Annotated in this window: 25 protein-coding genes and 2 pseudogenes; 16 read left to right on the forward strand and 11 right to left on the reverse strand. The window is 61.8% G+C overall.

All coding sequences use genetic code 11. The features are described from left to right. Positions 1-7 precede the first annotated feature (7 nt). Positions 8-1,066: a serine hydrolase domain-containing protein gene (locus tag B0G77_RS29965; protein WP_133665510.1), complete on the forward strand. Its 1,059-nt coding sequence runs from the start codon at positions 8-10 to the stop codon at positions 1,064-1,066. A 117-nt stretch (positions 1,067-1,183) separates the two neighbouring features. Here the strand turns inward: B0G77_RS29965 and B0G77_RS29970 are convergent, their stop codons facing one another. The 3 genes from B0G77_RS29970 to B0G77_RS29980 form a co-directional block, all read right to left on the reverse strand. Next, positions 1,184-1,432, reverse strand: coding sequence for a hypothetical protein (locus B0G77_RS29970; RefSeq protein WP_133665511.1), 249 nt, complete (start codon positions 1,430-1,432; stop codon positions 1,184-1,186). A gap of 1 nt (position 1,433) precedes the next feature. Further along, positions 1,434-1,664, reverse strand: a complete 231-nt coding sequence (locus tag B0G77_RS29975) for a hypothetical protein (protein ID WP_133665512.1) — start codon at positions 1,662-1,664, stop codon at positions 1,434-1,436. Positions 1,665-1,879: 215 nt separating this feature from the next. Then, complete coding sequence (locus B0G77_RS29980; RefSeq protein ID WP_133665513.1) at positions 1,880-2,704, reverse strand: isocitrate lyase/phosphoenolpyruvate mutase family protein; 825 nt, start codon at positions 2,702-2,704, stop codon at positions 1,880-1,882. 265 nt (positions 2,705-2,969) lie between these two features. On the opposite strand from B0G77_RS29980, the gene B0G77_RS29985 reads away from it, so the two are divergent. Then, positions 2,970-3,224: a hypothetical protein gene (locus B0G77_RS29985; protein ID WP_133665514.1), complete on the forward strand. Its 255-nt coding sequence runs from the start codon at positions 2,970-2,972 to the stop codon at positions 3,222-3,224. Between the two features lie 61 nt (positions 3,225-3,285). On the opposite strand, the gene B0G77_RS29990 is transcribed toward B0G77_RS29985, so the two are convergent. The 4 genes from B0G77_RS29990 to B0G77_RS30005 form a co-directional block, all read right to left on the reverse strand. Next, on the reverse strand, positions 3,286-3,540 hold the full coding sequence (locus tag B0G77_RS29990; RefSeq protein WP_133665515.1) for a DUF2282 domain-containing protein: 255 nt from the start codon (positions 3,538-3,540) through the stop codon (positions 3,286-3,288). 217 nt (positions 3,541-3,757) lie between these two features. Next, the gene (locus tag B0G77_RS29995; RefSeq protein ID WP_133665516.1) at positions 3,758-4,417 is read right to left on the reverse strand and encodes an SCO family protein; all 660 of its coding nucleotides are present in this window, start codon (positions 4,415-4,417) and stop codon (positions 3,758-3,760) included. Between the two features lie 351 nt (positions 4,418-4,768). Further along, the gene (locus B0G77_RS30000) at positions 4,769-5,218 is read right to left on the reverse strand and encodes a hypothetical protein (RefSeq protein ID WP_133665517.1); all 450 of its coding nucleotides are present in this window, start codon (positions 5,216-5,218) and stop codon (positions 4,769-4,771) included. Between the two features lie 98 nt (positions 5,219-5,316). Further along, on the reverse strand, positions 5,317-6,189 hold the full coding sequence (locus tag B0G77_RS30005) for a LysR family transcriptional regulator (RefSeq protein WP_133665518.1): 873 nt from the start codon (positions 6,187-6,189) through the stop codon (positions 5,317-5,319). 101 nt (positions 6,190-6,290) lie between these two features. Between B0G77_RS30005 and B0G77_RS30010 the strand changes: the two are divergent. The 3 genes and pseudogenes from B0G77_RS30010 to B0G77_RS44730 all read left to right on the forward strand — a co-directional run. Then, positions 6,291-7,169: pseudogene (locus B0G77_RS30010) on the forward strand (SDR family NAD(P)-dependent oxidoreductase); the annotation flags it as partial. Between the two features lie 66 nt (positions 7,170-7,235). Continuing rightward, positions 7,236-8,309, forward strand: a complete 1,074-nt coding sequence (locus tag B0G77_RS30015; RefSeq protein WP_133666940.1) for an alkene reductase — start codon at positions 7,236-7,238, stop codon at positions 8,307-8,309. A 10-nt stretch (positions 8,310-8,319) separates the two neighbouring features. After that, a pseudogene (locus B0G77_RS44730) lies at positions 8,320-8,468 on the forward strand (pirin family protein); the annotation flags it as partial. A gap of 19 nt (positions 8,469-8,487) precedes the next feature. Here the strand turns inward: B0G77_RS44730 and B0G77_RS43520 are convergent. From B0G77_RS43520 to B0G77_RS30035, 3 genes are all read right to left on the reverse strand, one after another. After that, a complete protein-coding gene (locus B0G77_RS43520) occupies positions 8,488-8,889 on the reverse strand; it encodes a hypothetical protein (protein WP_166656241.1) in 402 nt (133 codons plus the stop codon). A 77-nt stretch (positions 8,890-8,966) separates the two neighbouring features. Continuing rightward, entirely contained in the window at positions 8,967-10,025 is a 1,059-nt protein-coding gene (locus tag B0G77_RS30030) for an IS630 family transposase (protein WP_133665520.1), read from the reverse strand. A gap of 265 nt (positions 10,026-10,290) precedes the next feature. Beyond that, positions 10,291-11,526, reverse strand: coding sequence for a hypothetical protein (locus tag B0G77_RS30035; protein WP_166656306.1), 1,236 nt, complete (start codon positions 11,524-11,526; stop codon positions 10,291-10,293). A gap of 385 nt (positions 11,527-11,911) precedes the next feature. On the opposite strand from B0G77_RS30035, the gene B0G77_RS30040 reads away from it, so the two are divergent. Next, on the forward strand, positions 11,912-12,130 hold the full coding sequence (locus B0G77_RS30040) for a hypothetical protein (RefSeq protein WP_133665522.1): 219 nt from the start codon (positions 11,912-11,914) through the stop codon (positions 12,128-12,130). 415 nt (positions 12,131-12,545) lie between these two features. Here B0G77_RS30040 and B0G77_RS30045 read toward each other — a convergent pair whose 3' ends face one another. Continuing rightward, on the reverse strand, positions 12,546-14,225 hold the full coding sequence (locus tag B0G77_RS30045; RefSeq protein WP_133665523.1) for a hypothetical protein: 1,680 nt from the start codon (positions 14,223-14,225) through the stop codon (positions 12,546-12,548). A 462-nt stretch (positions 14,226-14,687) separates the two neighbouring features. On the opposite strand from B0G77_RS30045, the gene B0G77_RS30050 reads away from it, so the two are divergent. From B0G77_RS30050 to B0G77_RS30095, 10 genes are all read left to right on the forward strand, one after another. After that, on the forward strand, positions 14,688-17,060 hold the full coding sequence (locus B0G77_RS30050; protein WP_133665524.1) for a bifunctional salicylyl-CoA 5-hydroxylase/oxidoreductase: 2,373 nt from the start codon (positions 14,688-14,690) through the stop codon (positions 17,058-17,060). Continuing rightward, positions 17,057-17,842 (forward strand): SDR family NAD(P)-dependent oxidoreductase, encoded by a 786-nt coding sequence (locus B0G77_RS30055; RefSeq protein ID WP_133665525.1) that lies wholly within the window; start codon positions 17,057-17,059, stop codon positions 17,840-17,842. Before B0G77_RS30050 ends, B0G77_RS30055 begins: the two co-directional genes overlap by 4 nt. Then, entirely contained in the window at positions 17,839-18,396 is a 558-nt protein-coding gene (locus tag B0G77_RS30060) for a MarR family transcriptional regulator (RefSeq protein ID WP_133665526.1), read from the forward strand. The genes B0G77_RS30055 and B0G77_RS30060 overlap by 4 nt, the downstream gene beginning before the upstream one ends. A 76-nt stretch (positions 18,397-18,472) precedes the next feature. Beyond that, positions 18,473-19,324: an enoyl-CoA hydratase family protein gene (locus B0G77_RS30065; protein ID WP_133665527.1), complete on the forward strand. Its 852-nt coding sequence runs from the start codon at positions 18,473-18,475 to the stop codon at positions 19,322-19,324. 25 nt (positions 19,325-19,349) lie between these two features. Further along, positions 19,350-20,534: an acyl-CoA dehydrogenase family protein gene (locus B0G77_RS30070; RefSeq protein ID WP_133666941.1), complete on the forward strand. Its 1,185-nt coding sequence runs from the start codon at positions 19,350-19,352 to the stop codon at positions 20,532-20,534. Continuing rightward, positions 20,531-20,974: a thioesterase family protein gene (locus tag B0G77_RS30075; RefSeq protein ID WP_133665528.1), complete on the forward strand. Its 444-nt coding sequence runs from the start codon at positions 20,531-20,533 to the stop codon at positions 20,972-20,974. The genes B0G77_RS30070 and B0G77_RS30075 overlap by 4 nt, the downstream gene beginning before the upstream one ends. Next, entirely contained in the window at positions 20,971-21,375 is a 405-nt protein-coding gene (locus tag B0G77_RS30080; RefSeq protein WP_133665529.1) for a RidA family protein, read from the forward strand. Before B0G77_RS30075 ends, B0G77_RS30080 begins: the two co-directional genes overlap by 4 nt. A gap of 27 nt (positions 21,376-21,402) precedes the next feature. After that, the gene (locus B0G77_RS30085; protein WP_133665530.1) at positions 21,403-23,040 is read left to right on the forward strand and encodes an AMP-binding protein; all 1,638 of its coding nucleotides are present in this window, start codon (positions 21,403-21,405) and stop codon (positions 23,038-23,040) included. Between the two features lie 37 nt (positions 23,041-23,077). Further along, positions 23,078-24,295, forward strand: coding sequence for a dienelactone hydrolase family protein (locus tag B0G77_RS30090; RefSeq protein WP_133665531.1), 1,218 nt, complete (start codon positions 23,078-23,080; stop codon positions 24,293-24,295). Positions 24,296-24,400: 105 nt separating this feature from the next. Next, positions 24,401-25,909, forward strand: coding sequence for a DHA2 family efflux MFS transporter permease subunit (locus tag B0G77_RS30095; protein WP_133665532.1), 1,509 nt, complete (start codon positions 24,401-24,403; stop codon positions 25,907-25,909). Positions 25,910-25,911: the final 2 nt, after the last annotated feature.

Below are 25,911 nucleotides of genomic sequence, written 5' to 3' on the forward strand. Positions count from 1 at the left end.
TTTATCTATGCAAGACGATTTGCAACAGGCAGTGCAGTTCGCGGTGGATCATGAGTCGCTTTGGGATCGCCACGTCGATGGCGCGTGGGGTGTGCATGTGAATGACCCGCCACCCTGGAACCGGCTGCTCGGACCGGTACATGACCGCGGTCCCGCATCCGGCACGATCGCGATCGACGGCCGCGTGCTGACCTCATGGGGCGAACCCGACCGTGCCGATCTGACCTTCAGCGTCGCCAAGATGTACCTCGCATTGCTCGCCGGCGTCGCCCACGATCGCGGGCTGCTGCCGGATGTCGACGAACCGGTGCACGTCCGGGTGCCCGGCACGGGCTTCGACGACAAACACAACGCCGACGTGACATGGGCGCAACTGCTTCAACAGACGAGCGAATGGCAAGGCACCTATTTCGGCCTGTCGGATCAGGCCGACCACTATCGGGCCGTCAACTTCGCCGCGCCGCCGGATGGCAAAAAGGGCGACCTGCGTCCGTTGCAACGCCCCGGCACGTACTGGGAATACAACGATGTACGTATCAACCAGTTTTCGCTGGCGCTGCTGCACCTGTTCCGGCAACCGCTGCCTGAGGTGTTCCGCGAAGCGATCATGCGCCCTGCCGGGGCGAGCGAAAACTGGCAATGGGTCGGCTATGACAACGCATGGGTCGAGATCGACGGGCGACGCATGCAGTCTGTTCCGGGCGGCACGCACTGGGGCGGCGGCATGTCGGTCAGCGCGAATGATCAGCTCAAGGTGGCGCAGATGCTGCTGAACGAGGGCGTCGTCGACGGGCGGCGGATTCTCTCCAGTGAGTGGATCGCGCGCATGCGTACGCCGTGCGCGCTCGCGCCGTTCTACGGCTATCTCGTGTGGCTCAATACTGACCGCAAGATTTTCCCGAGTGTGCCCGCGTCGAGTTATTTCGGCGTCGGTGCTGGCAGTTCCTTTACCTGGATAGAGCCGGATCGCCGGATGACGGTTATCGTTCGCTGGTTGAATCCGGCCGCCGCTGACGAACTCTTTGGGCGGATCCTCAACGCAGTCGACGCGCCTGGCACCTGCTAACGAGTTGAAGTCCCATCTACAAAAAGCCGTTTCGCGCGGCGCAGCCCTGGGGATAGACGGAAGCCGACCGCGGATGCATCGCGCATAGTCGGCTACGGATGCATCGCGCATAGTCGGCTACCTCGCAAAGTCGCTCCATCCAGTCGCACACTTTCTCTGCCGCCCCGGTGCCGCAGCCTTCGCGCCGGTAGGCACGATTCCTTCTTTGCCGGGCGCACTGTGCCACAGTTGCATCGCCAACGTGAGACCGCGCTCGGCAAGATCCAGCGACCAGATTGCGAGCGCGTGATTGAAGAGGTGCAGCGAAATATAGAACAGCAACACGAGGCCGGATCCACCCTGCAAACGCCGCAGAATCGGCTGCATCTCAATTCCGACTGGATGCCGGTTGCGCAATAGCCTGTTTAGCCACGACGACGCCAACCGTATGCGGGCTGACAGGGCAGAAATATTCCTTTACCGTCGCAGCACACAGGGCATCCGCAAATCGCTGGAGCGCTGATAGTGAGCAGCAAACGCTCTGGTATTCCTCACGACCAATTCTGCCGTCAAGGATGACCGCCATGCCCGATTCGCGAGCCAACTCGATCACGTTCATTTTGGACCTCCCGATTTTGTCTCGTCTCACCGTGCAAGACCGTCAGTCGCGAGCGTTTATTCCAGCCGGATGTGAGGCCTGCTCTGCGGTATGACCGCCCGCGGCGCGGAGCACCCGGTGTTGGCGACCCTGAACACCGAAACCGACAGTTCCGGCACGATAATTTTCCGGTGATCTCCATGTGAGGGGAACACGAGCCGCCTGGCCGGCAGACTTCACACGCGATGCCGGAAAAGGTCATTGAGTTGTGCGCCGGATGCCGCCCCGGAAAAGCCATCGAAGCGGCCGTCTGCCAGTGCCTCTGCAGCGCGCATGAATCCGCCCCACGCGGCGCGCGCAAGTGCACCGCCGACGCTGATGCGCCGCACGCCGAGCGCGGCCACGTCCTGCCGCGTGAGGCCGGAGGTAGAGCCGATCAGCAGATTCACGGGCTTCGGCGCCACTGCGGCGACGACTGCCTCGATCTGCTCGCGCGTGTCGATACCCGGTGCGTAGAGGCAATCCGCACCGGCTGCGGCGTACGCCTTCAGACGTGCGATCGTGTCGTCGAGATCCGGCACGCCGGCGAAGAAGTTCTCCGCGCGCCCGATCAGCAACGTATCGCCGCCTGCCTCGTCGATGGCGCGGCGTGCGGCCCTGATCCGCTCCACGGCGACGTCGATGGTGAAGAGCGGGTTATCGGAGTCGCCAGTCGAATCTTCGATCGACAGGCCGGCGACGCCGGTATCGACGGCCAGTCTGACGCTTTCCGCGACGCCGTCTGGATCGGTCCCGAAGCCGTTCTCGAAATCCGCGTTGACGGGCAGGTCAGTTGCTTCGACTATGGACCGCAGATGCGAGAGGATCGCTTCGCGGGGCAACGTATTGTCGGCGTGTCCGACGGACCAGGCGAATCCGGAACTGGTCGTGGCCAGTGCCTTGAAGCCCAGATTCTGCAGATAACGAGCGCTACCGATATCCCAAGGGTTGGGCAGCACGAAGCATCCGGAAGCGTGCAGCTCACGAAAGGCAGCGCGTTTTTCGGCGATGGTGCGGGGCATGGCGAGTCTCCTGGAAGGCGTCTACGACGGGGAAGTCGATCTCGGTATCGAACGCATCGTTGACGAAGTTCGTCAGCGTGAACCGGGCGCTCAGGCGCGATGATCGCATCGGTGAACCCAGCGGCGCAAACCGTCGCCGGATCGGCCCCGGATACTTTGCCACGGGCTTGCATGGGTGTGGTCAAGACGCTGCAACGAAGCGCCCGAAAATCGGCCGCTGTGATTAGCGGTTGCGCAGCGGGCCTCAGCCCAGGAGAGCCCACACATGCATCATGCTGGACACTATAAGGCGCTAGCTGATGCGGCGGGGACGTGCGTCTCGAAGGGGCAAGTCTGTGTGACCCATTGCCTCGACCTTCTGGCAACCGGCGACAAGGAAATGGCCGCATGCTCCCAGAGCGTCGTGCAAATGCTTGCTCTTGTCACTGCGGTACAAGCGCTCGCCAACCAGGACTCCCACTACCTTCCGGGTCTCGCGAAGGTCGCGTTGGATGCGTGCAATGATTGCGCGGAGGAGTGACGCGAGACCCTGCCCTTCGGAGGGCAGGGCGGCAGGAAAAGGATCGAGGCTCATGGGATTCCTAGGTGCCGACCGTACCGCCGAGCTTCACGCACGTACCCTTCGGCACGATCTTGAAATCGCCTTTGTCATTGTCAACCTTCGCTTCGCCGGCGCAGCCATGCACGCCGGTCTTGCTCCCGCAATCGTTCTGACCGGCCTTCGCGATGCCGTAGCACTGCACCATGTCCTCGGCGTGCGCGAGACTCATTCCTGCGACGCCGAGACCGGCGAGGGCTGCGGCAACGAGGGCTTGGTGGGCGAGAGTTGATTTCATCCTGGTTCTCCTGGATCTGTCCCATTGGATGGGGTGGGATGCGCGTATCCTGCGCGCTATTCGGGGTGCCGTCAGGAAACACCCATCTGACGAGCCTCGTTCTCAAAACCATTGATATGGGCCTGATCCGTTCCCGCGCCAGGAAACATCACGAGGCCAACGGGAGCAACACGCCGCGGCCCGTGCTCGACTTCGGCGAACCCGCCGGAACAAGCGGCTAGTTGGAGGCGACCAGCTCGTGGTATGCATTCAACAGCTCGTCCGGCGTCGCGAAGCCATCAATGCGCAGCCATGGCTTGCCCGGCGCAGCGCGGACGAATGCGACCGGCGTGTGATTCATCTTGTCGCCCCGGTAGACGTTGAAGGCCTTCTGGGTCGCGATGCTCGTGGCCACCGTCCCGGTGTAGTACTGCCACTCCGGACCGGCGCTGAACCGGGTCGCGTACGCCCTGAGTCGCGCAGGCGTGTCCTCCTCGGGATCGATCGAGATCGACACCAGGTGGACCTTGTCCCGATCGCCGCCCAGCAGGCCTTGAAATTGCTCGAACGTCTGGCTGACCATCGGGCAGATGCCCGTGCACGTGGTGTAGATGAAGGTCAGGACGACGGGACGGCCGTCGTTCAGCTCATTGATCAGCGAGACCGTCTCGCCGTCGTCCCGGATCAACGAAACGGGCGGTAACGTGTAGCGGACTGTCGAACGCATGGTGCCCGACATCTTGTGGTGATTGTCGTGCGGGTCGACGCCGTTTGCGCCAGCGGGGCTATCCATGGCCTCGGCGGCATCAGCGGCATACGCACGCACCGCGGTGGGCCCGACGGTTCCGGCGCCTGTCACGACGCAGGCGCCGATCAGCAATTTGATGAACGTTCTCATTGCGGTCTCCGGTCACGGCGGCGAAAGGGCGAGCCGGACATCTGTCGAACCCGAGCGTGATCACATGAGACGCACCGCCGCCACACCCCTTCAGTCTTGCGAATTCGCGCTTGTCCGTCATTGGAGAGAGACACCCAATGCGGGGTAGGGAGTGTCCGCTGCCTGCAACCGGCGCGCATCGCCTCAGGGAACCCCTTGTGGTCTGACAACGGCCATCAAATCGTCCATTTGAGAGAGCCAATCGGCAGGCTCATTCGCTGACAAGGAAAACTGTGAGTGCTACTGTGCACGGGGTATGCGCGAGCATCCGCGCCATGGCACGCCACGTTGGCGTGAAGTTGACTCGTCCCATCAATTCGATCCAGCGGGGGTATCGAACTTGCCGAGCACGTTTTTGCACATGTCGCGCACGCCCACGTCCGTGCCCTCGATCGAAGGATTTGCAGACCGGTACTGTACCACCTGCCCATCTCTGATAAACACACCAGTCAAATGGCTCTCTGTAAGGCCGCCCAGGCTGTTCCTGGCAGTCACGGTCAGGCACACCACATAACCGAAGTACGGGTAGAAGCTCAACCCGCCCCACGCCTTCTGCGGCGTGCTCAGGTACTGCACCTGTACGCTCGCTGGGTCCTTGAACCGTGCCTCGTGATATTTATCGATGATTGTCTTGTAGTCGCTCGGGTAGGGGCCATAGTCGGCCGCTCGCATGACGTCCGCGCTGGGCGAAAGGCGGCCGACGCACGCTGACAGCGCGCCGTTCACTGTGACAAACAATACCGCTATCAATGCCTTGCGCATGCCGCTGCCCCTTTCGCACGCCCGAGTTCTCAAACTAGGTCGGGAAAAGGAGGATGTAAATGTCTTTCTGGCCTTGGCTGATCACCCATCGAGCTGAGCTACCGCGCTAACCGTTCCCGAAGAAAGTCGATGAAACGCTGGGTCTTCGCTGGCAGCAGACGGGTTTCGGTGATGGCATGGACAGGCGTCGGCCTGCCGTGCCAGCTGGGCATGATCCGGCGCAACTTCCCTTCTGCAACCTCGTCGGCGACGATTTCGTCCGGCATCAAGACGATACCCATATTGTGCGTTGCCAGTCGACGGATCATGCCGACGCTGTTGAGCGCAAATCGCCCGCCTACCGATATCGTCTCAGTTCGCTTTCCGTCATGCAAAGTCCACGAACCGGCCTTCAGGATACTCAGGCACTCGTGCTGTTCCAGATCGGCCGGCTCGCCCGGCTCACCCGACTGTTCAAGATAGCCGGGTGCCGCGTAGAGGTGAGGGGTAAGTAAGGCGAGCGTGCGCGCGATCAGTTGAGAGTCTTCGGACTCCCCCATGCGGATTGCGACATCGTAGGGTTCGCTGACGAGATCGACCCGGCGCGGGGTGAGGTCGAAATCGAATGTGATGCCAGGATATAGCCTCGCGAACTCAACAATCAACGGCGTCAGATAGGTCACTGCGAAATCCACCGGCAGTGAGGCGCGTAATACGCCGCTGGGCTGAGCGAGCATCTCTCCGAGTTGTTCGTGTGCAAGCCGGGCTTCATCGACGATGCGCTTGCACCGCTCGAAATAAATCTGGCCGGCCTCGGTCAGTTCGATCTTGCGCGTCGTGCGGTGAAGCAGGCGCAGGCCGATCGCCTGCTCTAGCGTGCTGATCCGTCGCGATAGCGTCGAGTTCGGCATTCCCATTGCCACCGCAGCATGGCGAAAGCCCTTTGCCTTGACGACTTCGACGAACAAAGCCATGTCGTTCAGCAGTTCCATACTCATTGCTCCATAAACGGATCAAAGTTTTCCAAATTACCATATTTATCCCGCATGAGAAACAGTCGACAATTACCTCATTGAACACCGGGAAACTCATCATGAAGCGGGACAAGACTTGGGATTGGCAACGTCGTGACACAGTGGCTCTGGATGTCAATGGCAAACAGGTCGCCGTGATCGGCGGCACCGGCGGTATCGGGCGCGCCCTCAGCCGCCGCCTCGCGTCGCTCGGCGCGGATGTCATCGTCGTGGGACAGACCTTCCGCGATGCAGGTGTATCCGGGCTCAAGTTCATCCAGGTGGATCTGAGCTCGATGACGGAAGCTAAGCGCGTAGCAGCGGAACTGTCGGCGGAAACGCTGGACATGGTGATTTTCACCACTGGCATCTTCGCCGCGCCGCAGCGCCAGGAAACCGCGGAAGGCATCGAGCGCGACCTGGCCGTCAGCTACCTGAACCGGCTGGTCATCCTGCGTAGCGTCGCGCCGAGACTGGGTACGCAGAGGTCCACGTCGTCCATGAAGCCGCGAGTGTTCCTCATGGGTTATCCGGGTAGTGGCCAGATCGGCACACCGGACGACCTCAATGCCGAGAAGTCCTACAAGGCAATGGCGGCCCACATGAATACCGTTGCCGGCAACGAAATGCTCGTGCTTGACGCAGCAAAGCGGTATCCGAATGCGACGTTTTTCGGGCTGAATCCGGGCCTCGTCAAGACCGACATCCGCGACAACTTCCTTGGCAAGGGCTCGCTGAAATCGCGCGTGATGGAGACGTTGATCGGGCTGCTTACGCCGACGGCCGACGCCTACGCGGAGCGCATCACATCCTTGCTTCTCTCGCCCGACATCGAGAGCCATAGCGGCGCAATGTTCAACAGCAAGGGCCAAGCCATCCTGCAGTCGGCAGGGCTGACCGACCGGCACATCCGGAGGTTCATGTCTGCGTCCGAAGCGTTAGTGGCGCGGACAGGTGTTCAGGGCGCGGCAGTGCAAACGAGCGAGCCACTGTTTCTTCCATTTACCACATTCGAGGATTGCATCATGAGCAAACTATTCGATCCAGTACGCGTCGGTCGTTACACCCTGCAAAATCGCCTGGTGATGGCGCCGATGACCCGGTCGCGCGCCCAGTTCGATGGCGCACCGGGCGAACTGGCCGCAGAGTATTACGCCCAACGCGCCAGCGTCGGCTTGATCGTCACAGAGGGCACGCAGCCATCGGCCGATGGCCAGGGCTACCTGACCACGCCGGGCATCTACACCGATGCGCATGTCGCTGCCTGGAAGAAGACCACTGACGCTGTGCATGCAAAGGGCGGTCACCTCTTCATCCAGCTGATGCACGCCGGGCGCATGTCCCATCCGGACAACACGCCGCACCACCGCCAGGGCGTCGCGCCTTCGGCCATCGCGCCGGGCACGCAGATGTTCACGGCCAATGGGATGCTGGACATCCCCGTGCCGCGCGCCCTGAGTGCCGAGGAAGTGCGCCGGACCGTCCAGGATTTTCGCGACGCCGCCCGCCGTGCGATCGAGGCCGGTGCTGACGGCATCGAAATTCACGGCGCGAACGCCTACCTGATCCAGCAGTTCTTCGCGCCGAGCGCCAACACGCGCACCGATGAGTATGGCGGCACCATCGAGAATCGTGCGCGCTTCGCCATCGAAACCGCCGCCGCGATCGCCGAGGAAATCGGCGCCGACAGGACAGCAATCCGCCTGTCGCCCGGCACGACGCTGTGGGGCATTGACGAAGGCGCCGAAGGGCCGGACCTGTATCGCTACCTGGTCGCCAAACTCGACAAGCTGGGGCTGGCCTATCTGCACATCATGGACCAGGGGAACGAGTCGCTGCTCGCCGATATTCGCAAGCTTTGGACCGGCACGCTGATCGTGAACCGGCCAGGCCGCCCGCGCGAGCAGGTCGGAGCGGACGTTGGCTCGGGCGTGGCCGACCTGGAAGCTTACGGCCAGATGGTTCTTGCGAGCCCGGATTTTGTCGAGCGGCTGAAGACCAACGCGCCGATGAACGAGGCCAATCGCAATGGCTTCTTCGGTGGTACGGCTGCGGGTTACACCGACTATCCGACCCTGAGCGAAGCTCAGTCCGCCTGAGGTCGTCATCATGTCCGTCATTGCCACACTTCAGCGCGCGAACCGCGGCAGCCACTTCCGCGCTTATGGCCTGCGCGGCATGGCGACACTGATCGCCCCTTTATCGGGGTCGATCATGCGTGGATGAGCGCGCCGACCTTTCCGCCGCACCCGCACGCTGCGCTCGTTCGCCAGCACATCAGAGCCGATACGTTGCATAGCGCCGTTCGACATTCTCCAGCACTTGCGCCCAGTCGCGGCTGCGCTCGTCGCTGCGCCGCTCTTGATTCTCGCTGTAGTCCCGAATTCTTGAAGTCACCGATACATTGATGATCCCTTGGTCGACGCTTCCGGAACTCACGACGAAAAGCCGCGCCTGGGCCCGCCGCTCCTTGACCGCGTCGTAGCCCTCGACCCCGGCAACCACAAGATGCTTGATGCCATCGGTGATCTTGGCGAGCGCGTCGCCCGCCGAGCCAACCGCTTCGACCAGATCCTTGAACGGCTTGATCTCCATCGCAGTCTCCTCGTTCTTGCTCTTCTGCAGCCGCCCGCCGCGCGGCCCCTCCACGAACGATAGGACGGTCGCGAGCGCCTTCAAGGAGAGGGGGAATTTTCCGTGGCTAGAATCCTTTACCCTGGTGAATCGCGGACCATATGGTCCCCGGCTCGCCCATACTAGTCCATTGAACCGGATGAATTGCACCGGATGCGTCGAGTTGGATCGGAATACTTCCATTTCAATGGGGCAGCCTGTTTGTTGTATTGGCGGATGTAGCGCATGAGCTTTTTGTCGAGATCTCTGGTGCTGTTGAATACCCCACGCGTGATGACGTCGCGCTGGATGCGGGCAAACCAGTTCTCGACCTGATTCAGCCATGACGAATACGTGGGGGTGTAATGGATCGAGACGTTCGTATGATCAGCCAGAAAGGTTTCAACGGCGTCGGTTTTGTGGCTGCTCACGTTGTCGCAGATCACGTGAATCTCCTGTCCGGCTGGTTGTGCCGCTACCACCTCGGTGAGGAACGCGACGAACTGGGCACTGGTATGGCGTGGGGCAGTCTTGCCCAGCACTTCGCCAGTGGCCACATTCAACGCCGCAAACAGGCTCAGGGTGCCATTGCGTTTGTATTCGAAGCCATGACTCTCGGCGCGCCCGGGCGAGAGCGGCAACATGCGATCTTTGCGATCAAGCGCCTGAATGGCCGTTTTCTCGTCCACGCAGAACACCACCGCATGCAACGGCGGGTTCAGGTACAGGCCGATCACATCGGCAGCCTTGGCCTCAAAGTCGGGATCGTTGGACACCATGTGGGTATCGAGACGATGCGGCCGGATGTCGTGCTTGCGCCAGATACGTTGTACCGTCATGAAAGGCACGCCCAGTTGCGCGGCCAGTCTGCGGCTGCTCCAGTGCGTCGAGCCGTCGGCCGGTTTGCGTCGCAGCGTATAGTCGAGCACTCTCGCCTCAAGACGCGCCAGATCCCGGCGCGGCGCACGACCTGGGTGCCTGCCGCACAGGCCCGCCAGACGCTCACTGGCGAAGCGGGTTTGCCATGTCGAGATGAAACGCGAATCGCATCGCAACTCATTCATGATCGACCCGCGCGAGGCCCCTTCGTCGAGCAGCAGGATCAGCCGCGCTCGCCTCACCTGGCCAACGGCCATCGTTCGGCTGCGCTGCATCGACAGCAGTTCTTCCCGCTCGACTTCACTCAGATTCATTTTGTTCATGCACCTTTAGATCGGTGCAATTTCATTGGTTCAATGGACTAGGTGCTGTTGCTCCGCCGAAGCTGTTACCTTTGCAGGACGCCAGGGTAGACGCTTCCTGGAATGTTCAAACCCACGTCATCGGCCATGAGATCGGCTTTTCGGCAGATATTGTGGGTATGGTCGGTCTTTAGATCGGCTTCGAAAAACGGTCTTCCCTACACTTTATAAGTATCCGGTCCCCTAGCCGCCACCAGGCGCCCTCGTGGGTGTTTTTGACCGTTTGTCACACATACGTGATCACCGCGGGGGGGCCCGGCACCACATTAAAGCTGTTGGTGTTATAGGCGATGGCACCTTGCATCTGCAACTGCGCGACGACGTTGTTGTTGCCAGGACCGGTAAGCGTGAGCACGCCGTTGGCGAAGTTGGGAGGGAGGGTCACCTCGGCCTCCAGCTCGATCGAGTGGGTCGGCCCAAAATTCTTGATAGTGCCGCCGAAAGCACCGGGGCTTCGCAGCACGAGCTTGGCGTTGTTGCCGGCGAACGTGATTGTTTGACCTGATCCTACTGCCTCGAGCGATGCCACGCTGTTTGCCTGCAGCTCGATCGAGCCTTGATCGTCAAGAAGCGTACCGAAACACCGCAGATCGCCGCCCGCAGCGACCGTGATCGTGCCGGCATTGTCGATATCACCGATAAGGTTCAGTTGCTGGTGAGCGGTTATCGCCCCGAGGTCGTTGATGTTGAATCCCGCGGAAGCGATCACCGTCCCGTGTCCGCTCAGTGTCGCGCCCGTGTAGACGCCCAACGCAGTTGTCTCGATCTGCCCGTCGGCCAGCGATAGCGCTCCGTTAACGTTAATTGCAATACCCGCCGAAACGAAGCCATGCTCCGCGACCGTAAGCGAGCCAACTCCCATATGCCCGACTTCCAGGGAGTTATCGACGATGAGACGCGCGTCGCTTCCTTTGACCGTCACCGAGCCCTTGCCCTGGTCGCCCTGTCCACTGTCTGGCGCCCAGCCGATTGCCACATCCTCTGCGACGACGAGACCCCGCTCATGCACGTCAAGCTTTCCGACAGTATTACGGCCGACAATGACCTGTCCATGTACCAGCAGCGACGCGTTCGACACCTCGACCGTGCCGCTGCCGGGCTTTAGCTTGTGCCAGTGGTTCCCGATGACCAGAGCCCAAGGATATTTGATCGGGTCGCCGTTACCGACACTTACCACGGCCCCTTTCTTGATCGTCAGCACGCCGGTCCCGTCCTGTCCGACGGACATCGGCTGATTGCCACCGTCGACGACGGCATGCGCTCCCTGCACCACCAACGTGCCGTGTTTCCCGACTATATTAGCGATCGAAATCGCGTAGGTGTCTGGCGGGTTGCATCCCGAGATCACGACACGGCTGTGCTCACCGACTGTCACCATGGCGACGCCGGTAGTCGGCGGGTTGGGGCTAAAATCCACCACGATGTGAAGCTTGGGCGTCGTCAGGATGGCGCCCCGAAGCAACGTCAAATTTTCATTGACCGGGCAGCCGTACCTCGCAGTCAGGTGCCCTTCAACCCCGTTCGTGCCACCGAAGTTCAGGATTTGCGCGGTACCTGTCCCGCTTATCGGCGTAGCGGCGTTGACGATGATCGCAAGGTCACTGGGTCCTGGCGGCGCATTAGCTGCGGGATCCCAGTTGCCTGCTGTCGCGAACGCGCCCGTCCCTGCGGCTCCAGTCCAGTGATATATGGCCATGATGACCTCCGTCGTCGACTGGTCGCGTCGGCATACGAGCGCGCGTGCGTGGGCATGCGCGAGCCTCTACCGTGGGGGAATCCAGAATGGCGTGGTGCGACCGGGTGTTCGAAATATAGTTGGATATTTCCCGAATGGTCAGTATTAGATCGTGGTCAGCTCGGAGCCGGTCATTCGTCGTGGGCGACATCCGATACGAAAGATCGTTCTGGTCGATGACACGACGAACATGATCGTCGGGGGACGGGTGCCGACATTCGAATGTCCGTCTGAGAGCGCGGTCGAGCGGCCGGAGATGGCCGACTACGATCTTTCAAGCGTTGCGCACAACCAGCGCGTCGCCGGCTCTGTTTGCGACGACGGCGCGTGACTCCAGTTCGGCCATGAGGGTCATTCAAGTCTCACCGAAACGATCCACGTTGGATGTCCGGTTCCAGATTTCATTAATGGAATCTTCGCAGACGAAGTAGATGTTCATCCGCAGCCGATATCTCTTTCCGGTTATATATTTTTAGCCCAATCGGTTTCAGCTCGAATTCCGCGAACTTGAGTGGTGAACTATCGCTATTCTGAACGGCTACGTATCCATGCGCCAGATTTCTCCACGAAAACCAAGCCTGGGCGGCGAACTTGAAGCTTGATCACCTGAAATTGCTGCCTCAGCGGCACCTCACTCATGGAATGGCCGCCAACACGACAGGCGAGACCGATGCACATAGGGGCGTTGTCTATGGGGAGGCGACCGTCGAGTACTCGTGCAAAGCTTGCGAAAAAATGGCCGCAGACTAAGCGGGTCTTGCCGCGTTCACCAGTCCAGCGGTAGAAGGGTCGTGCATTCGTGTTCCAGAAGACGTTCCCGTTTGTGCGGAATTTCGATCGCTCGCCTGAATACCTCTGGTACTGACTGATCGCGCGGGGAAGATGACGTCGACGAGCCGGTCTACAAAGTAGAAAAACTTGTCGGAAGCGTAACCCGCTACAAAGGCCACGCCTAGCGGGGAGATATTCTGGCCGCCGTGGACAAGATCACTGAACAGGCCTATCGCTATACCGACGATAATGGCACAGGTCACATGAGAGCGATTGGCCACCTTTGAATATTCCGGATGAAACCGGCTTGTCTCGCACTCAATCTTTATTTTCCGAAGAATGGCGGCGCATGCGCCCAACCAGGCATACAGCACCGGCAGCACAAAACCCGTTATCGCACCGACAAATGAAAGGATGATCTCTCGCCCGTACAGCGCCATTGCGCGGATGTCCTGATACGCTGCTATTTTGACGAATCCATCCGCAATCACGCTTTCTGGGCGAACGGCGTTGCCGCTTGCGTCTGCCATTTCGGATGTGGCTTGTAGCATCGGGACTTTGATCTCCAGGCTGTCGCGGATTCTGGCTTGATCGCAGATCCAATCCGTAACAGCAGGAGCAGATGCCGCGATTCCGGCTGCCATTGCGGGCTTGCTCGAAGCCTCGGCGCAGTCTGGGTCACGGTCTGTATAGCGATTGGTGACGGACACGTTGAGGAGTCTTCCAATTACCCGTATGCGATGTACGTCGTTGAACAGTTGTCTGTTGTTGGTTGCGAACTTTTGAAGGCTTTCCTTGATCTGTAGGGCTGGCTGGGAGTTACTGAGCGCCTGGAGATCGTTACCTGCCTTCTCTCTGGCGTCAATCACTTCTGGGGTGTCGTTTTGCAACTGATAGTGTTGACTGTAAGAAGACGCCAGCAGTGCACGAAGTTCCCGTTCGCTCTTTTGTTTGGCTCGTAAAATATCGTCCCCGTGACTGACGAGCTGGTTATGCAAGGACATCGCACCCGCATCATTTTGTCGAATAGTCTGCTCTACGTCCTCGGAAATCTGGTTAACCGTAAAGAGAAGACACGAGAGAGAAACGACCGCGAATGTGAGAACAACTGCGGATGAGGTATAGATCCTGATGGCCCGTCGTGCACCGCGTCGGGCTTCCGCGCCGGCGGTCTCCGCGACAACGGGTATAGCGCGATGCGCGAGCCGATCCAGTGCAGAGTAGAAGGCAGATTCGATGGCAGAATCCCACGCTCGATTCGTCTGCGCCGTCCGCGCCTGTGACAAGGCCTGGATGTCGCCTGGTGCCACGTCGTTTCCCGAAAATGCTGCATACGACACCAGTTCTTCAGCGCGTCGCAGATCCTCGGCAACTTGAGAGTTTGGGTAATGGACGAGCTTCGCCAGACGGGTGGCGACATTGTAAAGGGCGGCCTCGAGCGCCTCTGAGCCGCTGAAATGCCACAACGCATGGCGGGCACGTCGCACTGTTGACAGATCGTCAGCATTGACGTCGATGCCGTTATCCATGGCGTACGAGATCATCTTTTCGGCATCGGCGATCCTTTTTGCCAGTCTCCGCCGAAACATCCAGCACTCTCGTGTTCCGGTGGCCTGGCTTTTGAGCAAGTCTTCGTCTCTTTGCTGGTAGCTCATCATCGCCTCCTTCGAATTCGACACCTAGGCCGGATAGAACTGAAAGGACCGTAGTCGCGGAGCACGCAATTGTCCACGACATCCGCCAGCTTTTGGAGCAGATGCCGGCCGGAATCCTCTTGCTTCCGCGATGCTCAGGCGCCAGACTGCGCGTCTTCGTCTTATGAAAGACGGTTGCATGTTCGGCGGATTCAAAACGCGGGAGTCTTTTACATGCACGCGTCGCTTTAGTCGCCTGTCGATGATCGTGACCTGTTTTGAAAAGACTGCCCGCAACGGCCGGGCACCTGGCAGCCGCCCCGACTGCTCGAACGACAGTTGCATCGTGATAGCGCCTGGCCGGTTGGCTCGTGAGCGGCTTTCAGAGCACCAGGTACCACGCCTCCCCCCGGGTTTCCATTTACTTGACATCTAAACTATCTAGGACTAAATTAAATCCCGTAAACCACGTAAGGAGCGGGTATGCGCATCGTCTGTATCGGGGGAGGCCCCGCCGGTTTGTACTTCGGCCTGTTGATGAAGGGACGGAACCCGGAGAACGAAGTCACCGTAATCGAACGCAACCGCCCTTACGACACGTTCGGCTGGGGCGTCGTGTTCTCGGACCAGACGCTCGGCAACCTGCGTGCAGCCGATGCGCCCAGCGCCGACATGATCCTCGACGCCTTCAATCACTGGGACGACATCGAGATCAACTTCCGCGGCGAGAAGGTCCGTTCGTCGGGCCACGGCTTCTGCGGAATCGGACGCAAGCGTCTGCTTAACATCCTGCAGGCGCGCTGCGAGGAACTGGGCGTCAAGCTGGTCTTCGAAACCCAGGTCACGGATGACGACCTTTACGACGCCGACCTGATCGTCGCCTCCGACGGCCTGAACAGCGCGATCCGCCAGAAGTATGAGGCGACCTACCAGCCCGACATCGACGTGCGCCATTGCCGCTTCGTCTGGCTCGGCACGAAGAAGCTCTTCGACGCCTTCACATTCGCGTTCGAAGAAACCGAATGGGGCTGGTTCCAGGCCCACGCGTACCGCTTCGACGACAGCACATCGACCTTCATCGTGGAAACGCCCGAGCACGTCTGGCGCGCCGCCGGTCTCGACGAAATGAGCAAGGAAGACAGCATCGCGTTCTGCGAGCGCCTTTTTGCCAAATACCTCGACGGCAATGCGCTGCTCTCCAATGCAAGCCATCTGCGCGGCTCGTCGCAATGGATCCGCTTCCCGCGCGTCGTCAACAAGGAATGGGTGCACTGGAAACCGCGCGCCGGCGGCGGCAAAACGCCGGTTGTCCTGATGGGCGACGCCGCCCATACCGCGCATTTCTCAATCGGCTCCGGCACCAAGCTCGCACTTGAAGATTCCATCGAACTCGCCAACAGCATCGGCGCCCATCCCGGCGACCTTCCGGCCGCGCTTGCGCACTACACGGAAGTGCGCAGCGTCGACGTCCTGCGCATCCAGAACGCGGCGCGCAATTCGACGGAATGGTTCGAACACGTCGACCGCTACACGTCGTTCAAGCCGGAGCAGTTTGCGTATTCGCTGCTGACGCGCTCGCAGCGCATCTCGCACGAAAACCTGCGTGCCCGCGATGCACGGTATCTGTCCCAGTTCGAAGACTGGCTCGCCTCTGAAGCCGGTGTCACGCGCGCCGACGACAAGCGCCCGATCCCGCCGATGTTCACGCCATTCAGGCTGCGCGGCGTGACGTTGAAGAATCGCGTCGTCGTATCGCCAATGGCGCAGTACTCGGCGGTCGACGGCATTGCCGGCGACTACCACCTGATGCATCTCGGCGCCCGCGCAATGGGCGGGGCCGCGCTGGTGATGACCGAGATGACCTGTGTATCGCCGGAAGCGCGCATCACGCCGGGATGTCCCGGCATGTATGCGCCCGAGCATCTCGTTGCATGGCACCGCATCGTCGATTTCGTGCACGCGCAATCGGACGCGAAGATCGGCATGCAGATCGGGCACGCCGGAGCGAAGGCATCGACGCGTGTCGCGTGGGAAGGCATCGACCAGCCCTTGCCTGACGGCAACTGGCGACTCGTGTCCGCCTCGCCGCAGCAGTATCTGCGCGGCGTGAGCCAGTGGTCGCGCGAGGCCACGCATGAGGACCTGCGCTCGATCGAAGCCGAATTCGTGCGTGCCACCGAAATGGCGGAGGCTGCCGGCTTCGACTGGCTCGAACTGCACTGTGCACACGGGTATTTCCTGTCGAGCTTCCTGTCGCCGCTCACCAACCAACGTACGGATGAATACGGCGGCTCGCTTGCGAACCGTCTGCGCTATCCGCTGCAGGTCTTCGCTGCGATCCGCAAGGTCTGGCCGCAGGACAAGCCGATTTCTGTGCGCATTTCCGCCAACGACTGGGTCGAGGGCGGCACCACGCCGGACGACGCCGTCGAAATCGCGCGCGCGTTCAAGGCAGCCGGTGCGGACATGATCGACGTCTCGTCGGGACAGGTCAGCAAGGAAGAGAAGCCCGTGTACGGCCGCATGTTCCAGACGCCCTTCGCCGACCGCATCCGCAATGAAGCGGGCATCGCGACGATCGCCGTTGGCGCGATTTCCGAAGCCGATCACGTGAATAGCATCATCGCAGCCGGACGCGCCGATCTGTGCGCGGTTGCGCGTCCGCATCTGGCCAATCCTTCGTGGACGCTCAACGAAGCCGCCCGCATCGGCTATTTCGATGTGATGTGGCCAAGGCAGTACACCGCGGCAAAGTCGCAGCTCGAACGCAATCTGGAACGTGAACGTGCGCAGGCCATCGAGAACGCGCGGCTCTCGCCGCAGGAGCGCGCCCAGCGCGCGGAGGGAACAACGTGAACAACGCGTGGCAGGGACTTGAAGGGCGGCACGCCGTCGTGACCGGCGGCGGTAGCGGCATCGGTGCGGCCACCGCGCAGGCGCTGATTGGCGCTGGCGCGCGCGTGACCTTGATGGGCCGCGATCCGGCGAAGCTCGCTGCACAACGCGAGGCACTCAAAGCAGCGGGACAAGTGGATGCGCTCAGCGTCGACGTCACGCAGGAAGCTGCCGTCGCCACCGCGTTCGCGCAGGCTGCGGAGCGCTTCGGTCCGGTCGACGTGCTCGTCAATAACGCGGGCCAGGCCCAGGCCGCGCCGTTCGCGCACACCGACATGACGCTCTGGCAACGCATGCTCGACGTCAACCTGACAGGCGTCTTCCTTTGCACCCGCGCCGTGTTGCCTTCGATGCTCCAGCGCGGCGGCGGCCGGATCGTCAACGTCGCAAGCACCGCGGGGCAAACCGGCTATGCCTACGTCGCGGCGTACTGCGCGGCGAAACATGGCGTGATCGGCCTCACGCGTTCGCTCGCGCTCGAGGTCGCGACAAGGGGCATCACCGTCAATGCCGTGTGCCCCGGCTATACCGAAACCGAACTGCTGCGCGCATCGCTTGAGCAGATCACAGCGAAAACCTCGCGCAGCGAACAGGAGGCGCGCGAAGCCTTGCTGCGTCAGAACCCCCAACACCGTTTCGTCGCGCCGGAAGAAGTCGCGAACTCCGTGCTCTGGCTGTGTGCGCCAGGTTCCGACGCGATCACGGGCCAATCGATTTCCATCTCTGGTGGAGAAGTAATGTGACTAACGCTGCCAAAGTGAAGAAAAACGCTGCCGCCGAAGCAAAAAGCACGCGCAAAGGCGTTGCCAAGCCCGCGGAGAATGTCGTCGACATGGAGATGAGCACCGGTGCGGATAGCCATATGGGCTTGCGTCTGTGGCTGCGGATGCTCACCACCACCAACCTCGTGCAAGCTGAGTTGCGCAAGCGTCTGCGCAACGAATTCGACACGACGTTACCGCGTTTCGACATGATGGCGCAGCTCGAGCGCCATCCCGATGGCCTGAAGATGACCGAGCTGTCGCGTCGCCTGATGGTGACCGGCGGCAACGTGACCGGCATCACCGACCAGTTGGAGAAAGAAGGCCTCGTCACTCGCGACGTCGATCCGAACGACCGTCGCTCGATCAGCGTCAAGCTCACACCGAATGGCCGCGCATTGTTCGACAGGATGGCTGTCGCGCATGAGCAGTGGGTCGTCGAAATGTTCGGCGGCCTCGGCCTCGACGACAAATCGCGGATGCATCAGCGCCTCGGCAAGCTGAAACAACATCTGCTCGACACCCTTGGCGATTGATTGATACCAGACTGCAACTTGCATGGGACCAGAGTAAGCGCTAAAGCGCCAACTCTGGTCGACACAGGAGATATTCATGACACAGCACAACGCCGACGCACTGCTCGCCGGCAATCGCGTCAAACTTGCAAACTACGAAGCACGGCATTTCGGCTGGTCCGTCAATGCCGGCGTCGCCACAGTCACGCTGAACCGTCCGGAGCGCAAGAATCCGCTGACGTTCGAATCGTATGCCGAACTGCGCGACCTGTTTCGCCAGCTCGCCTATGCAACCGATGTGAAGGCCGTCGTGATCCACGGCGCGGGCGGCAATTTCTGCTCCGGTGGCGATGTGCATGAAATCATCGGGCCGCTGATCGACCTGCCGATGCCCGAACTGCTGATGTTCACCCGCATGACCGGCGATCTGGTGAAAGCAATCCGCCATTGCCCGCAACCGGTCGTCGCGGCCGTCGATGGCGTGTGCGCCGGCGCGGGCGCGATCCTCGCGATGGCGTCCGATCTGCGTCTCGGCACCGCACGCAGCAAGCTCGCCTTCCTGTTCTCGCGTGTGGGGCTCGCCGGCTGCGACATGGGCGCGTGCTCGATCCTGCCGCGCATCATCGGCCAGGGTCGAGCGACCGAACTGCTGCTGACGGGTCGCTCGGCAAGCGGCGAGGAAGGCCACGCGTGGGGCTTCTACAACCGTCTTTGCGATCCGGATGCGCTCCTCGCCGAAGCCACGCAACTCGCGGCCGATCTCGTCGCCGGTCCGACTTTCGCGCACGGCGTCACGAAGAAGATGCTGCATCAGGAATGGAGCATGAGCATCGACGAGGCGATCGAATCCGAAGCGCAGGCTCAGGCGATCTGCATGAGCACGCGCGACTTCGATCGGGCGTATCGCGCATTTGCGGCAAAAACGCGACCGGTGTTCGAAGGAGACTGAATTGAGCACGTCCCAGACAACAGACATGCACGGCGCGCTCGCGTGGCCGTTCTTCGAAAACCATCATCGGGAGCTTGCCGCCTGTGTCGAAGCGTGGGCCGCGGCCAACCTCGGACATGAGCCGCACGACGACGTCGATGCGACCTGCCGGCAGCTCGTGCGCAAGCTGGGCGAAGCCGGCTGGCTGAAATATGGCGTCGGCGGGCTCGCCTACGGCGGGCACGGCGACACCATCGACACACGCGCAGTCTGCCTGCTGCGCGAAACGCTCGCGAAGCACTCCGGCCTTGCCGATTTCGCCCTTGCGATGCAGGGACTTGGATCCGGCGCAATCTCGCTCGCCGGCACGCACGAACAGAAATCGCGTTATCTGCCGCGTGTCGCACGTGGCGAGGCGCTGGCTGCGTTTGCGCTGTCCGAACCCGAAGCCGGCTCGGACGTCGCGGCGATGGCGCTGTCTGCACGCGCAGAAGGCGATACGTACGTACTCGACGGCGACAAGACGTGGATCTCGAACGGCGGCATCGCCGACTTCTACGTCGTCTTCGCGAGAACGGGCGAAGCGCCCGGGGCGCGCGGCATCACCGCGTTCATCGTCGATGCGGATACGCCGGGACTGCAGATCGCCGAGCGCATCGATGTCATCGCGCCGCACCCGCTTGCGCGCCTGCACTTCGCAGGCGCACGCATCCCCCGGAGCCAGATGCTCGGCGTGCCGGGCGAAGGCTTCAAGATCGCGATGCGCACGCTCGATATCTTCCGCACCTCGGTTGCGGCCGCGTCGCTCGGTTTCGCGCGGCATGCGATGCAGGCGGGTCTCGAACGTGCCGCCTCGCGCAAGATGTTCGGCCAGACGCTCGGCGACTTCCAGTTGACACAGGCAAAGCTCGCGCAGATGGCGCTGACGATCGACAGCAGCGCGCTGCTCGTCTATCGCGCTGCGTGGCTGCGCGATCAGGGCGAAAGCGTCACACGCGAGGCAGCCATGGCGAAGTGGCACGCAAGCGAAGGTGCGCAGCAGGTGATCGATGCGGCCGTGCAGCTTTGGGGCGGCATGGGCGTGCAAAGCGGTACCGCCGTCGAAATGCTGTATCGCGAGATTCGCGCGCTGCGCATCTACGAAGGCGCAACCGAAGTGCAGCAACTGATCGTCGGACGCGATCTTCTGAAGGCGCATGCCGCCGCGCAAGAGCGGGGGCAGAGCCAATGAGCGCGATCTTCGAGGTACCGGTACGCATCCGCTTCTCGCATTGCGATCCCGCCGGCATGGTGTTCTTTCCGCAGTATCTGGTGCTCACCAACGCGCTCGTCGAAGACTGGTTCACCGATCGCCTGAACATCGACTATGCGCACATGATCGGACAGCGCCGGATCGGCCTGCCGATCGTCAAGCTCGAGTGCGAGTTCTCGCGCCCGAGCCGGATGGGCGAAACGGTCACGCTGTCGCTATCCGTCGCGTCGATCGGCCGGCGTTCGATACGGCTCGACATCGTCGGCCAGTGTGGTGATGAAGTCCGTTTTCGCGCGCACCAGGTACTGGTGACCACGTCGCTCGAAACGGGCAACTCCATCGATATTCCCGACGACATCGCCACCGCACTCGCGATGTTCGCCCCGCAGCATCAATCCTTGCAGGAGCTTCGCTCATGAAAAAATCTCTCCTGCCGCCAGGCTGGATCAAGCCGCGCGGCTACGCAAACGGCGTCGCCGCGACCGGCACGCAGGTGTTCATCGCCGGCCAGATCGGCTGGGACGAACAGGCCCGCTTTCAGAGCACCGAATTCGCGGCGCAGGCCATCCAGGCGCTGCGCAACGTGGTGGCCGTACTGCGTGAAGCGGACGGCAAGCCCGAGCATCTGGTGCGCCTCACGTGGTATGTCACGGACAAGCGCGAATACCTCGCCTCGCTGAAGGAAATCGGCGGTGCGTTTCGCGAGCTGATCGGCGACTACGACATCGCGATGAGCGCGGTGCAGGTCGTCGCGCTCATCGAAGACGAAGCGAAAGTGGAAATCGAAGCCACAGCAGTGATCCCCCACGAAGCCCGCTAAACCTCTTTTTCGCTCCGGGAGACCAGGATGGAACCGTCAGCACACGTCGATACCTTTGCACGGGACAACCTCCCGCCACAGGAACAATGGCCGGTGTTTCTGCTCGACAATCCCGACGTGACCTATCCGGCGCGTTTGAACTGCGCAACGGAACTGCTGGACCGGACGGTCGTTGCGGGTCATCGCGACCGTCCGGCGATCTGGTCTGAAGTCGACGGGCAGCCTCACGCCACCACGTACGGCGAACTGCTGACGCTGGTCAATCGCAGCGCCCACGTCCTCGTCGAGAACCTGGGCCTGAAACCCGGCAACCGCGTGCTGCTGCGCGGACCGAATACGTTGCAGATGGCCGTGGCCTTTCTCGCCGCGCTGAAAGCCGGGCTCGTTGTGGTGCCGACAATGCCACTGCTGCGCGAAAAAGAACTCAAGCAGGTCATCGACAAGGCGCGCGTGAGCGCCGCCCTGTGCGATGGGCGCCTGACCGACGAACTCCGGCGCTGCAGCGATGCGGAAGATGAGTTCTTCTGCCCGGACCTCAAACAGATCTGCGTCTTTCACGACGACTCAGCCGGTTCGCTTGAAACACTGGCGGCCAACAAGCCCGCCGAATTTACGGCCTGCGACACTGCAAGCGACGATGTGTGCCTGATCGCCTTCACGAGCGGCACAACCGGCGCGCCGAAAGGCTGCATGCATTTTCATCGCGACGTCCTGGCGATGTGCGACCTGTTCCCCCGCCATGTGCTGAAGCCAACGGCTCAGGATGTGTTTTGCGGCACGCCTCCGCTGGCATTCACGTTCGGTCTTGGCGGCATGTTGTGCTTTCCTCTGCGCGTCGGCGCGTCGACGGTCCTGATCGAGCGGCTCACGCCGGAAACGCTGCTCCAGACGGTCGAACGCTATCGCACGACGATCATGTTCACCGCCCCGACCTTCTACAGGCAGATGGCGCCGCTGCTGCCGCGCTTCGATATCACGAGCCTGAAGAAGACCGTCTCCGCCGGCGAAACGCTGCCCGATTCCACACGCACGCTGTGGCGCAACGCGAGCGGCATCGAAATGATCGATGGCATCGGCGGCACGGAGCTGATCCATATTTTCATTTCAGCGGCTGGCAACGAGGTGCGCCAGCACGCGATCGGCCGCGCGGTGCCGGGTTACGTGGTGCAGGTGGTCGACGATGAAATGAAGCCCGTGCCACGCGGCACCATCGGCAAACTCGCCGTGCGCGGTCCAACCGGCTGTCACTATCTGGCCGACCCGCGCCAGGAGAAGTTCGTGCGCGACGGCTGGAACCTGCCTGGCGACAGCGTCTATATGGACGACGACGGCTACGTCTTCTACCAGGCGCGCGCCGACGACATGATCGTCTCCGCGGGCTACAACATCTCCGGTCCGGAAGTGGAAAGTGCGCTCATGCAGCACGAGGCGGTGGCCGAGTGCGGGGTGATCGGCGTCGCCGACGATATGCGCGGCCAGATCGTCAAGGCGTTCGTGGTGCTGCGCGCGCCGTATCAGCCCGATGACAAACTGGTCGCGGAACTGCAGGATTTCGTGAAAAATACGGTTGCGCCGTACAAGTATCCGCGCGTCATCGAGTTCATCGACGCGTTGCCGCGCACGGAAACTGGCAAGCTCAAACGGTTTGCGTTGCGCACGATGTAGATCATCCCGACACCGTCATTCCTGCAGGAGAGCGCTCATGGCCGGATCTTTCATCGAAGTCGCCGCCCAGGATGGCGGCCGTTTCAATGCATACCTGGCCCGTCCGGAGCAAGGTTCGGGCCCGGGCCTCGTGCTGCTGCAGGAAATCTTCGGCATCAACGGCTATATGAGGTCGATGGCCGACCGCTACGCCGAAGAGGGCTACGTCGTGCTGGTGCCCGACCTGTTCTGGCGCATGAAACCGGGCATCGTCCTCGGTTATGGCGAGGCGGATGTCAAGCAGGCGATGGGGTATCTGGAAGGCTTCGACATCGACCGCTCGATCGACGACATCGCGGCCACGCTCGCCGCATTGCGCGCGCTGCCCGAGCAGGTCGGCAAGGTCGGCGCGATTGGTTACTGCCTGGGCGGCAGGCTCGCAATGCTGACCGCAGCGCGAACCGATGTGGATTGCGCGGTGAGCTATTACGGCGTCGGTTGCGAAGCGTATCTGGACGAGGTGCAGGCCATCCGCTGCCCGATGGTGTTCCACTTTCCCGAGAACGACGCACTCTGCCCGCCGGATGTACGTGAGCACATCAGCGCCGCGTTGCGCCAGCGGCCGCAGATCGAACAGTACGTCTATCCCGGCTGCGATCACGCGTTCGCCACGCCGGCGCGCCCACAGTACAACAAACCCGCGACGATGATGGCGTATTCGCGCACGCTCGCGTTGCTGCGCAAGGTGCTCGGCCCGGTGTACGACCTCAACGCACTCTGGGAGCAGCACTGCTACTACGAGTTCGCGACGCGTGATGTCGATTCGGTAATGCCGACGATGGTCGCCGACCCTTACGTCAATCACGTGCCGACAATGACGGGCGGTGTCGGTTACGACAACCTGAAGCGTTTCTATACGAAGCACTTCGTCAACTCGAACCCCGACGATACAAAGCTGATTCCGATTTCGCGCACCATAGGCGCGGATCGCATCGTCGATGAGTTTATTTTCAGCTGTACCCATTCGCGCGAAATCGACTGGATGCTGCCCGGCGTCGCGCCGACCGGCAAGTATTTCGAGGTGCCGATGCTGGCCGTCGTGTGCTTCCGGGGTGACAAGCTGTATAACGAGCACATCTATTGGGATCAGGCATCGGTGCTCGTGCAGATCGGGCTGCTGAACCCGGCTGACCTGCCAGTGGCTGGCATCGAAAGCGCGAAGAAACTGCTGGACGAGACGTTGCCCTCGAACGCCTTGATGGGAGACAAGGCGTAAGCATGGGGTGGCGGCCGCACGCGCGGCCCGCGTATCAGCGGGCGCTGGAGCTGCGACCAGATGGCACCCCTTCGAAGCGACGAGGCAGAACATGGAGACTCGGGCATGACGCATAACATCGACGGCAAGAAGCGCTGGCTGGCACTCATCGTCCTCTGCATGGGCGTGTTGATGATCGTCCTGGACACGACGATCGTGAACGTCGCGCTCCCGTCGATTGCGGCCGATCTCGGATTCTCCGAAACCGCGCTGGTATGGGTCGTCAACGCGTACATGCTGACCTTCGGCGGCTTCCTGTTGCTCGGTGGGCGGCTGGGCGATCTGTTCGGACATCGGCGGCTGTTCCTCGCCGGTATCGCGCTCTTCACGCTCGCGTCCCTCGCATGCGGACTCGCGAACGCCCAGGGGCTGCTGGTCTTCGCGCGCGCTGTGCAGGGGTTGGGCGGCGCCGTGGTGTCGGCGGTCTCGTTGTCGTTGATCATGAACCTGTTCACCGAAACGGATGAGCGCGCGAAAGCGATGGGCGTCTATGGCTTCGTGTGTGCCGGAGGCGGAAGCATTGGCGTGCTGCTCGGCGGCCTGCTGACGAACGTGCTGAGCTGGCACTGGATCTTTCTCGTCAATCTACCGATCGGCGTCGCCGTCTATGCCCTGTGTCTTACATTGCTGCCGGCCGGGCGCGGCCTTGCAGAGGCGGGCAGGCTCGACGTCGCGGGTGCGGCAACCGTCACCGCATCGCTGATGCTCGCGGTCTATGCAATCGTGAATGGCAACGAAGCCGGCTGGACGTCGCTGGAAACGATCGGCTTGCTCGTCATCGCCGCAGCGCTGCTTGCGCTCTTTCTCGGCATCGAGTCACGCGTGCGTCACCCGTTGATGCCGCTCGGTCTCTTCACGTTGCGCAACACCGCGACGGCAAACGTCGTCGCGGTGTTGTGGGCAGCGGCAATGTTCGCGTGGTTCTTCATTTCGGCGCTCTATCTGCAACGCGTGCTGGGTTATCCGCCATTTCAGGTCGGCCTCGCGTTCCTGCCGGCGAACGTGATCATGGCGTTCTTCTCGCTCGGCTTGTCGGCGCGGCTGGTGATGCGCTTCGGTCTGCGGCTGCCGCTCGCTGTTGGCCTGCTGATTGCGGCGTGCGGGCTGGCGCTGTTCGCGCGCGCGCCGCTCGACGGCCACTTTGCCATCGACGTGCTGCCCGGCATGATCCTGCTCGGCTTCGGTGCGGGCATCGCGTTCAACCCGTTGCTGCTCGCCGCAATGAGCGACGTGAAGCCGGAGGATTCCGGGCTTGCGTCGGGCCTCGTCAACACGGCTTTCATGATGGGCGGTGCGCTCGGTCTCGCGATTCTCGCGAGCCTCGCCGCCGCACGGACCGGCAACCTGCTCGGCAGCGGCGCGCAGCCGCGCGCCGCGCTGACCGGCGGCTATCACGTCGCCTTCATGTCGGGCGCGGTCTTTGCGGCCACGGCAGGCGTGCTTGGCGGACTATTGCTGCGGCGGGGTGCGAAGGCCGGTGCAGGGCGTGGCGGCGTCACGGATCAAGGGGAAGGACATGTCCAACGAGCCGCATCTGGCCGGGCCGGCGGCGATACCGCCGCACGCAGCGGCTGAAA

Origin of the sequence: Paraburkholderia sp. BL10I2N1 (assembly GCF_004361815.1) — a bacterium.
GTDB lineage: Bacteria > Pseudomonadota > Gammaproteobacteria > Burkholderiales > Burkholderiaceae > Paraburkholderia.